Genomic DNA, 10690 nt, shown 5'->3' with positions numbered 1-10690 from the left:
TTCGTTTTGTCATATCTCCTCCAGGGTTTTATATACATCCTGGGGAACTTATTTTTCAAATCTGATGGTCCAGTTTTGTCAGGCCATTATAGGCTATGGTTTGGATCTCTATTTGGACATGCTTTGTGCAGAACTTGAACTGTATTTCCGTAAGATACACCTCTAAAAATAACAATGCCGCGACCAATGGAATAAATATGCTCTAGATCATCGGCCCCGTTTGACAAATTCCAATCTTCAGCAGGATGGAATGCGCGAACCCAAGTGTTTGTAGAGGAATTATGCAAAGTATAAGTTAAACCACCTAGATTTTCTTGAATCAACTCATCAACTGCATACTCAGTGAAAACATGCCAGTGTGTAGATGAATTATCAAGATAACTTCTTGTGACAGGATAATTGGAATAATGAGTTGGATCTGCTTGACCATTTACAGGGTCTCTCTTTTCATTCCTTCTTGATGGTCTATGCGTCTCAATCAAATTCGACAACTGCTGCTGTGTGCACTCTTGGCTCTTATCTGAAAAATTGTCACTTGCAGACGTTCGTTCACATGCAAACGGAAAGGTAGTTCCATCTAAAACTGGAATCTCAGAAATGAGAATGCAATCATCACAACCTTCGGGAGCTGGTGAAACAACCTTCGCTACATCATCCTGAGACAAATCAAGGGAAGTGTTTGTCTGGCTTGAGTTTCCGCCGCATGAATTGAAAAGAGGAAAAGAGAGGAAGAGCAGAAAAATGACCGACGAGAAAAAGAGGAAATTTTATTCATGCACCACTCCATTCTAGAAAAAATTGTGAAAGAATTCGCAAAAAGCTTGTCGGATAAAATGTATTTTACGCAGCATGTCAAACGAAGAGTGAAACGAAGCTCATGAACTAGGAAAGAAGTGAAGTGGTAAATAATGAAAAAATAAAGAATTCAGCTTTCATTTTTTTCTTTAAAAAAATATATTCTTCCGAAAAGAAAAATGACACAACTTGTCGAAAAGGTTGTGCTCAAAAAAGGACAACGTGTATGAAAAAAAAACTACATCTCCATCATATTGCACTCAAAACAAAACAACTTGAACACCTTCTGCCCTTCTATCGGGATTTTCTCAGTTTGGAACACCTCCAAGACCATCGCACAGAAAACGGAACACTTCGCTCTGCTTGGTTTTCACTTGGCGAGAATGCAATCCTCATGTTGGAGCAGAGTGAAGAGATGAAAAAAAGTGAAAACACTTCGGGATGGCACTTGCTTTCTTTGGCCATCTCCAAAACTGAAAGAAAAGTTTGGAAAACCAAACTACAAGAGCAAAAAATTCTGCTTGAACACGAAACTGAATATTCGCTTTACTTTCGAGACCCAGAAGGAAATCGATTGGCTCTCAGCCATTACCCGGAAAAGTAAAAGCTGCACTGTATTTTTAAATCGTAAATTATCAACGCTTCTGATACGAAGGCCATTCTCTTTTTCATTGGACACATCATGCACGCAAAAATATTTTTTTTGATTTGTTTCTTTTCATTTTTTTCGTTTCACGCACAAGCAAGTGAAACTGATATCCCAAAAGAACTGCAATTTCATTTGCGTGATGCTCCTGTAAAAAGATTCGAACTCACTCCTTTTGTTGGTGATTATTTAGGCGATAAATTTTCACATTCTTTTCATACTGGCGCACATTTTGATTATCGTATCACCCCGGCAATATCGGTGGGTTCCGAGTTTGGCTGGTCTCAGATTCAGTATGACGCTAGCAGCAAATTTGGAAGCCTGATCACAAATGACCATCTTTACTCTTTTCAGGGCAACATTACCTTCAACATTCCAGCAGCATTTCTTTCGAAAAAAACGGTCATCGAAAGTGAAATTTTCACAAGCCTAGGTGGCGGGATTTTGAGGATTAACAGCTCCAACCGGCCAAGTGGTTTTTTGGGTGGCGGGATCAAAATCTACTTCCCCCGTTGCTCTTGGCTAGGCTTGCGGGCATCTGTGCGAAACTACTTTTCCACGGTACAAACCACTTCTGGCACCAAATTTTCCTCGGATCTTTCCTTTAGCGTTGGCCCTATGTTTCTTTTTGGCTCATCCCTCAAATAGGCCCCTCAATGCTCAAAACTTCCAAACGGTCCATAATGGAAGGAAAAAAGGAAGTAATTTCAGGCAAAAAACGTCAGGGAACGAAAAAAAAGCTTGCTTTTGGGGTGCTTATAAGACTAAGAAGTCCCGGTATAACAACCGTTGTAGTATTTGCAGTACGAGGTTTTAAGTAGGGTATTTGTTGGAATAATCATCATCCCTTAATTCATCAGTACAAAGAACTACAGCATATCACGTTAAGGAGGACAGTATGTCCAACAAGAAGCAAGGAACCGTAAAATGGTTCAACGACAGTAAAGGTTTTGGTTTTATCACTCCAGATGGCGAAGGTAATGATCTTTTCGTACATCACAGCAACATCGTTGCTGACGGATACAAAACACTCGCTGAAGGCGAAAGAGTTGAGTTCAGCATTGGTCAAGGACCAAAAGGTGAGAACGCAACTGACGTAGTAAAACTTCAGTCATAAGTTTTTTACGCAAGCACATTAAAACCGCCTGGATCACTCTAGGCGGTTTTTTTATATCTGCTTACCCTCTTCAAAATGATTCCCACAAAGATCCAGAAAAGAATGACTTGATGTGAGCTTTAGGCTAGAAGCGCCGGCTCGGAGAAAAAAATGAACCAAGAAAATAAAAAAATTCGTAACATCGCCATCATCGCTCACGTTGACCATGGAAAAACAACGCTTGTTGACCAGATGTTCAAACAGAGTGGCCTTTTCCGTTCAAACCAAGAAGTGGCAGAACGTCTTATGGACAACCTCGATTTGGAACGTGAAAGAGGCATCACCATCTCCGCAAAAAATTGTTCCATTTTGTATGGTGATACCAAAATCAACATCATCGATACTCCAGGTCACGCCGACTTTGGAGGTGAAGTTGAACGCTCACTTTTCATGGTGGATGGAGCAATTTTGCTTGTCGATTCTGCAGAAGGTACCCTGCCGCAAACCCGCTTCGTGCTTAAAAAAGCGCTGAGTGAACATCTCAAAATTGTTGTCGTCGTTAATAAAATCGACCGAAAAGATGCTCAAGTTCAGGAAGTGGTAAATCAAATTTACGATCTCTTCATCGACCTTGGTGCAACTGATGAGCAAATCGAATTTCCTCTTCTGTATGCAGTTGGCCGTGATGGCATTGCAAAAAAAGAATTAAGCGATGAATCCGATAGCCTAAAGCCTCTCTTCGATACCATTGTAAATGAAATCCCAGGGCCAAAATACGATGATCAAGAACCGTTTCAGATGATAGTCTGCAACATTGCCTATTCTGATTACACAGGAAGACTCGCCATTGGAAGAGTGATGAATGGTTCTGCAAAGAAAAATGACCAGCTTGTGTGCATACAAGAAAATGATCAAGTACTTCCTCTTCGTGTATCTCATTTACAGGTGTACAAAGGTGTTCAATATGAAGATGTGGCTGAAGTAGGGCCTGGCGAGATTGTTATTTTATCTGGTGCTGAAGATGTACATATTGGTGATACCATTTGCCACAAAGATAATATCAAAGCTTACAAACGTATTCATGTTGAAGAACCAACGGTTGCCATGACGTTTATGGTGAACACCTCTCCCCTTTCTGGAAAAGAAGGAAAGTTTGTGCAATCAGCTCGCATTGGTGAAAGGCTTTTTAAAGAAACATTGTACAACGTTGCCATTAGCGTGGAGAAAGACCCCACGGGAGATGCCTATATTGTAAAGGGCCGCGGAGAACTTCAACTTGCTATTCTTATTGAACAGATGCGTCGTGAAGATTTTGAATTGGCGGTTGGAAAGCCTCGCATTCTGTTTAAAGAAATTGATGGAAAAAAACACGAGCCTATCGAACATGTTATTGTAGACGTAGATTCAGAATTCGCGGGAGTTGTCACCGAGAAATTAGGCCGCCGAAAAGGCATCATGGTTCATATGGATGGTGCAAGCAACAGCGGAAGAACTCGTATCGAATTTAAAGTTCCTTCACGTGGTTTAATTGGGTTTCGAAATGAATTTATGACCGATACAAAAGGAACTGGAATTCTCAATTCTTCACTCGATGGATACGAAGAAATGAAAGGCACCATAGAAACCAGAAAGTCTGGCTCACTCGTAGCTGATCGCTCTGGAAATGCGGTTGCCTACGGATTGTGGTATTTAGAAGAGCGCGGCCGTCTTTTCATTACTCCAGGTCAACCTCATTACGAAGGTATGATCATTGGAGAGTACAATCGAGAAAATGATCTGAATGTAAATCCAAGCAGAACGAAAAAACTTACGAATATTAGAACAACCAGCAAAGATGAAGCGGTTACCCTTACCCCAATTCAACCCCTCACTTTGGAACAAGCCATTGAATTTGTTCAAGACGATGAATTAGTTGAAGTGACACCAAAAAGCGTTCGTCTTCGCAAAGCAATTCTCGATCAAAACAAAAGAAAACTAAAAACAAAAAACTTAGACTAAGCACGTACTCTCTCCCCCGCATTTTGTGCGGGGTAAAGAGTTGTACTTTGTCTTCATGCTCAATCTTATTCCGCTACAGTTTCTTCGCTAGCTGCTGGTACAGTTTCTGCAGCTGGTGCTTCTTCGGCTTTTTTCTCTTCTTGTTTTACGAGTCCGTGTTTTCTTTTAACGCGTTGAAGTTTAGCAGAAAGTTTTTTCTCGTCTTGCTCTTTTAAAAAACTTGCGAGTCCACCTTTGTCTTTAAGCACTTTAAGACCTTCTTCAGAAACATGGAGTCTGTAAGCCGTTTTAAATTCTGGAAGTTCAATTTTTCGCTTTTGAAGTACAGATTTTTTTCCTGCTTCTGCTTTTGGAGATTTCTTTCGGGTAATTTCACATACGTTTGCCATGATAACTCCTTCGTTTGTTATGCTTTATGAAGTTGAATATTTAAAAGCTCATCACCAATTTCGAATGTGCTTTCACTCTGTTTTGCATTTGGAACAATCTCACATGAAACCGCTAGCGTTTCTTGGGATATGTAGTCTTTATGCAGCTTTACGGCTTCTTCAATTTTCTTCGATCCTGATAAACTTAAGCAAATGCGATCGGAAACTTCCAATCCGGATTCTTTGCGATGCTTTTGAATTCTGCTCACAACTTCTCGTGCAAACCCTTCCAAAATAAGAGCCTCATCCAAAGTGCAATCAAGATCAATGGTGATAAATCGATTCGAAACAGCATGGGTATTTTCAAGAGCTTCACGAAAAACCAAAAGATCATCTGCTGAAAAAGTTTCGCCGGAAAGCATCAATTCACACTTTTCTTCAAATTCACTCAGGGCATTTGAATCAAGCTCAGTAATAAGTTTTCTAATCTGAGCAAATTGTTTTCCAAAACGTTTTCCAAGCAACGGTGCGTTTGGTTTTGCATAGAGTTTAATGAATTTTTGTTCATCTGTTGTGTAGTTTACTTCTTTGATATTCAGTTCACTTCGAATGTAGCCTTCCAATTTTTTTATTTCATTCAATGTCACTTCGCTTCGATGAACAATGCTAAGAGTTCGAAGCGGAGTTTTAATTTTAACTTGTTCTTGATTTCTTTTCTGACGGCCCAGCAAAATAATTTGCTGCATTCTTCCCATGGCATCTTCGAGTGTTTTATTTATTTTGCTTTCGTCAGCTTTAGGAAAATCACAAAGATGAACAGATTCGTGTTGATCATCCGCATATTTTTTTAAAGAACGAAAAATATGTTCCGATAAAAACGGCGCAAAAGGTGCCATTAATGTAGAAAGTGTTTTTATAGAAAGATATAAAGCCGAATAGGCTTCTTGCTTATCTTTCTCTAAACCTTCTTCCCAAAAACGTCTTCGATTCAAGCGAATATACCAATTGGTAAGATCTTCGATGAAGGAAAAAAGTCGCGGAACAACGTTGTACAAATGATAAGCATTCATTTCTTCACTTACATCATGAACAAGGCTTTGAAGTTTTGAAACAATCCACTGATCTGTAATATTTTTACCTTCGACAAAATGATCTTGAAGCTTCCATTTATCCAAAGAAGCATACGTGTCAAAAAACTTAAACGCGTTATACCATGGCAGCAAAACGCGGCGTACCATGTCTTTTACGCCTTCATCAGTGAATTTGAGTTCCTCACCCTTCACCACTCCAGAGTTGATCAAGAAAAGCCTTAAAGCATCTGCACCATATTCTTCCATCAGCACATCGGGTGGCGTGTAATTTTTCAAACGCTTTGACATCTTTCTGCCATCGGAAGAAAGCACCAAGCCATTTACAATCACATTTTTAAAAGCTGGCTTTTGATACAGCATGCTTGAAAGCACCATCAAGGTATAAAACCAACCACGTGTTTGATCCAAACCTTCAGCAATAAATTCTGCAGGAAAACCTGCTTGAAATATTTTTTCGTTTTCAAAAGGATAATGAAGTTGCGCGTATGGCATTGAACCAGATTCAAACCAACAATCTAAAACTTCTGGAATGCGTTGATATTCACCCTCTTCTCCTTGAAGTTTAAAGCTGAGCTGGTCAATATTTTCACGATGTAAATCAGTAATTTTTTCTTGAGTTAATTTTTCCAACTCTTCTCTGCTGCCCACACAATAAGCTTTTCCCGTTGTAGAATTTATCCAAATAGGAAGTGGCGTTCCCCAATATCGGTTCCGCGAAATGGCCCAATCTCTTGCATTTTCAAGCCACTTTCCAAAGCGGCCTTCTTTGATATGTTCAGGCACCCAATTCACTTGGCAATTTGCAGCAACGATATCGTCTTTAATTTTTTCAACATTCAAATACCACTGAGGCAATGTTCTATAGATAAGTGGAGTGTCAGTTCGAGGGCAATAAGGATAATTATGTTCAATCGTCGTGTGATCTAAAACAAGATTTCGATCTTTTAGTTTTTTGATAATGTCTTTGTCAGCATCCTTCACAAAAACACCAGCATAGTCAGAAACCTCGGACGTAAATTTTCCAGCTGCATCTATTGGGCAAGCGGAAACTGCTTTTAGACCTGCTTCTGCGAAGATACGATTGTCGTCTTCTCCAAAATCAGGAGCAAGATGAACCACTCCAGTTCCATCTTCAATTGAAACGTAGTCGTCTGCTAAAATAACAAAAGCGCCTTCATTTTTTTTCTCTTTAAAATAAGGAAAAAGAGGTTCGTATTTTTTACCAACAAGTTCACTTCCTTTTATGGTTTCTAAAAGTGTAAGTTGATATTTTTTTTGCAGCGGAGCTAATCTTGATTCGGCAATATAAAAACTTCTTTTGTGTTCTTCATCTTGAACTTTTACGTAATCGATATCGCGGTGAACACAAAGTCCCAAGTTAGAAGGAAGTGTCCACGGAGTAGTTGTCCACGCAGCAATAAAGCAATCTTCATCTTTCAGTTTGAAGAGAACGGTAAGAGCTGGATCTTGCACGGTGTGGTAATTTGAAGTGGCTTCAAAATTTGATAACCCGGTTTGAAGTTCTGTAGAATAAGGAACCACTTTTCTGCCTTGATAGATAAGCCCCTTCTCCCACGCTTGTTTGAAGACCCACCAAACCGATTCCATAAACTCGAGATCCATAGTTTTATAATCGTTTTTGAAGTCAACCCAACGGCCCAAACGCGTAATTGTCTTCTTCCATTCACCCGTATACTTTTGAACAATGCCGCGGCATTCATCGTTGTAACTTTTCAAACCATGCTTGCTCACATAATCGCTTGCAGACATTTGGTAGTGCTTGTCGATTTCTTGTTCAATGGGCAAACCATGGCAGTCCCAGCCAAAGCGGCGTTCTACATATCTGCCTTGCATCGTAAAATAACGCGGGATGATGTCTTTAATGGTGCTGGCTACAAGATGGCCATGATGAGGAAGTCCTGTCGCAAAAGGAGGGCCATCATAAAAAATATAAATTGGTTTCTTTTTTGTTTTTTCTAAACTTTTTTCAAAGACAGTGTTTTGTTCCCAAAACGCAAGCACACTGTGTTCCATCTGAACAAAACTAAATTGGCTTTCTTTCTCCTGCTCTTGAAGAGCTTCTTCTTGCCGAGACATAAATGTTCTCCAAACCTTAAGACTAAGTCGCCACAATATTTACAAGTCGTGAAGGCACCACAATAATTTTTCTTACCGTTTTTCCTTCGAGTTGCGATTTTATTTTTTCATTTTCCAGTGCAATTTTTTCTAATTCTTTTTGGCTGGCATCTCTTGCCACTTCAATGGTTTCTTTCTTTTTCCCATTAATCTGCACCACCAACTGAATGGTATCATCAACCGTAAGTTTTTCATCATAACTTGGCCATCTTTGCTGGCAGATAAAACCGTTCATTCCAAGTTGTTGCCATAGTTCTTCTGCAATGTGTGGTGCGTAAATATTTAAGAGCTTTAAAAAAGTTGAAACAATATCAAGTGGAAGCGTTGCTGCGTGAGATGCTTCATTGATAAAAATCATCATTTGAGAAATGGCAGTATTAAATTGCAAATGAGTTGTATCATCGTTTACTTTTTTGATGGTTTTGTGAAGGGCTTTCAAAAGTGTTGGTTCAGTTGTAGGATCTGTTGCTTGAAGCTTTTGATTTTTTTCGCCTGTTTGCTCATCAATGACCAAACGCCACACACGAGATAAAAAGCGATTGATGCCTTCAACTCCATCCATTTGCCATGGCTTCGAACTTTCAAGCGGACCCATGAAAAGCTCGTAAAGCCGCATGGCATCTGCTCCATATTGCTGCACGACATCATCCGGATTCACTACATTTTGTTTTGACTTCGACATTTTTTCTACTTGCGAAACAAGGGGATCACCACTTTGTGTAAAATATTTTTCCTCTTTTTCTGTTACTTCATCTGGATGATAATATTTTCCACGCGCATCTTGGTAGCTATAAGCCAGAATCATTCCTTGATTAAAAAGTTTTTGAAATGGTTCTTTTGTTGAGACATAGCCACAGTCAAACAAGACTTTATGCCAAAATCGCGCATACAATAAATGAAGCACGGCGTGTTCCACTCCACCTATGTAGAGATCAACCGGCATCCAATATTTTTCTAAATCTGCAGACCAAGCTTCTTCTTTATTTTTGGGATCAATATAGCGAAGGTAATACCAACAAGAGCCTGCCCACTGCGGCATGGTGTTTGTTTCTCGCCAGGCCTTTCCTTGCGGAAGATCGACGCAAAGCCAGTCTTTATCTGCTCTTGCTAGTGGCGGCTCGCCATCTTCTGTTGGAGCATATTCATCAATTTGTGGAAGCGTTATTGGCAAATCACTTTCGCTTACAGGTACGGTTGAGCCATTTTCAAAATGCAGAACGGGAATGGGCTCGCCCCAATAGCGTTGCCTTGAAAAAAGCCAATCGCGCAAACGATATTGAATTTTTGAAGTTCCCTTTTTCTGTTCTTCAAGCCAAGCAAGCATTTTTTTCTTGGCTTCTTCGACATCAAGACCATTAAGAAAATCTGAGTTAATCAGTTTGCCATCGCCGGCATAAGCGCAATCTTGAATATTTTTTTCGGAACCAGAAATAACTTCCAAAATGGGAAGTGAAAAAGTTTTTGCAAACTCATGGTCTCGTTCGTCATGAGCAGGAACCGCCATAATTGAACCGGTTCCGTACGTAATGAGCACATAGTCTGCAATCCATATGGGAAGTGGTTTTCCCGTAACGGGATGAACAGCATAGGCACCAGTGAAAACACCTGTTTTTTCTTTGGCAAGATCAGTTCTGGCAAGATCAGTTTTGTGCTTTGCCTGTTCTTGGTATTTTTCTACTGCTTCGCGTTGTTCGTTGCTACAAATGCGCTCTAGCAAGTCATGTTCTGGTGCAAGCACACAATATGTTGCCCCAAATAAGGTATCTGGGCGCGTAGTATAAACCGTAAAGCGATGCTCAAAATCTTTTACATGAAACTCTATTTCAGCGCCGTAAGATTTTCCAATCCAATTGCGTTGCATTTCTTTTACACCTTCAGGCCAGTCTAGTTCTTCTAAGTCTTCCAGCAATCGTTCGGCATAGGCTGTAATTTTCAGCATCCACTGTTTCATTAAACGGCGCTCTACTTTATCGCCGGTTTCCACATAAACGCCGTCTTTCACTTCTTCGTTGGCTAGAACCGTTCCAAGTGCTGGGCACCAGTTGACGGGCACTTCCGCCATGTAGGCAAGTCCGCGTTCATACAACTTGAGAAAAATCCACTGCGTCCATTTGTAGTAATCTTCATCGGTAGTGCTCAGCTCTCTGTCCCAGTCGTAGCTAAAACCCAAGCGTTCAATTTGGCCTTTGAAGTTTGAAATATTTTCTTTGGTGATTTCAGCCGGATGCCTTTTACTGCGCATGGCAGCTCGCTCTGCGGGCAGACCAAATGCATCCCAGCCCATAGGATGAAGCACGTGAAAACCCTGCATTCGTTTTAGGCGTGCGAGCACATCGGTGGCGGTGTAGCCTTCAGGATGGCCCACATGCAAGCCTGCACCGGAAGGATAGGGAAACATGTCGAGAATATAATACTTTGGTTTTTGCTTTAAAACGGCAAGATCTGTGGGAGTTTTGAAAACACCGTTTTCTCTCCAGGCCTTCTGCCATTTGGGTTCTATGTGGGATGGGGAATATTTCATAGCCCTCGCGGATAGCATAGCATCCTCGAATTGCAAGCG

8 protein-coding genes are annotated in these 10690 nt (G+C 40.5%); 4 read left to right on the top strand and 4 right to left on the bottom strand.

Going from position 1 to position 10690, the window contains the following annotated elements:
• Nucleotides 1-86 precede the first annotated feature (86 nt).
• Entirely contained in the window at nucleotides 87-665 is a 579-nt protein-coding gene (locus COV43_03390) for a hypothetical protein (GenBank protein ID PIR26042.1), read from the bottom strand.
• Nucleotides 666-898: 233 nt separating this feature from the next.
• Between COV43_03390 and COV43_03385 the strand changes: the two genes are divergently transcribed.
• From COV43_03385 to typA, 4 genes are all read left to right on the top strand, one after another.
• Complete coding sequence (locus COV43_03385; GenBank protein ID PIR26041.1) at nucleotides 899-1399, top strand: glyoxalase; 501 nt, start codon at nucleotides 899-901, stop codon at nucleotides 1397-1399.
• A gap of 78 nt (nucleotides 1400-1477) precedes the next feature.
• Nucleotides 1478-2089, top strand: a complete 612-nt coding sequence (locus COV43_03380) for a hypothetical protein (GenBank protein ID PIR26040.1) — start codon at nucleotides 1478-1480, stop codon at nucleotides 2087-2089.
• A gap of 250 nt (nucleotides 2090-2339) precedes the next feature.
• Nucleotides 2340-2558, top strand: coding sequence for a cold-shock protein (locus COV43_03375; GenBank protein PIR26039.1), 219 nt, complete (start codon nucleotides 2340-2342; stop codon nucleotides 2556-2558).
• A 150-nt stretch (nucleotides 2559-2708) separates the two neighbouring features.
• Nucleotides 2709-4535, top strand: coding sequence for a translational GTPase TypA (typA, locus tag COV43_03370; GenBank protein ID PIR26038.1), 1827 nt, complete (start codon nucleotides 2709-2711; stop codon nucleotides 4533-4535).
• Between the two features lie 65 nt (nucleotides 4536-4600).
• Here the strand turns inward: typA and COV43_03365 are convergent, their stop codons facing one another.
• From COV43_03365 to COV43_03355, 3 genes are read right to left on the bottom strand one after another with little or no spacing between them, the layout of a single operon-like run.
• Entirely contained in the window at nucleotides 4601-4924 is a 324-nt protein-coding gene (locus COV43_03365) for a hypothetical protein (protein ID PIR26037.1), read from the bottom strand.
• A gap of 17 nt (nucleotides 4925-4941) precedes the next feature.
• The gene (locus COV43_03360; GenBank protein PIR26036.1) at nucleotides 4942-8091 is read right to left on the bottom strand and encodes an isoleucine--tRNA ligase; all 3150 of its coding nucleotides are present in this window, start codon (nucleotides 8089-8091) and stop codon (nucleotides 4942-4944) included.
• Nucleotides 8092-8113: 22 nt separating this feature from the next.
• Entirely contained in the window at nucleotides 8114-10651 is a 2538-nt protein-coding gene (locus COV43_03355) for a leucine--tRNA ligase (GenBank protein PIR26035.1), read from the bottom strand.
• Nucleotides 10652-10690: the final 39 nt, after the last annotated feature.

The organism is Deltaproteobacteria bacterium CG11_big_fil_rev_8_21_14_0_20_42_23 (assembly GCA_002796345.1).
In the GTDB taxonomy this organism is placed as follows: domain Bacteria; phylum UBA10199; class UBA10199; order 2-02-FULL-44-16; family 2-02-FULL-44-16; genus 1-14-0-20-42-23.
This window is presented reverse-complemented; position numbering and strand designations above follow the sequence as displayed.

Excerpts from the sequence above, each read along its gene's own strand:
- COV43_03380 (PIR26040.1), top strand. The coding sequence starts at position 1,478 with ATGCACGCAAAAATATTTTTTTTGATTTGTTTCTTTTCATTTTTTTCG.
- COV43_03375 (PIR26039.1), top strand. The coding sequence starts at position 2,340 with ATGTCCAACAAGAAGCAAGGAACCGTAAAATGGTTCAACGACAGTAAA.
- typA (PIR26038.1), top strand. The coding sequence starts at position 2,709 with ATGAACCAAGAAAATAAAAAAATTCGTAACATCGCCATCATCGCTCAC.
- COV43_03365 (PIR26037.1), bottom strand. The coding sequence starts at position 4,924 with ATGGCAAACGTATGTGAAATTACCCGAAAGAAATCTCCAAAAGCAGAA.
- COV43_03360 (PIR26036.1), bottom strand. The coding sequence starts at position 8,091 with ATGTCTCGGCAAGAAGAAGCTCTTCAAGAGCAGGAGAAAGAAAGCCAA.
- COV43_03355 (PIR26035.1), bottom strand. The coding sequence starts at position 10,651 with ATGAAATATTCCCCATCCCACATAGAACCCAAATGGCAGAAGGCCTGG.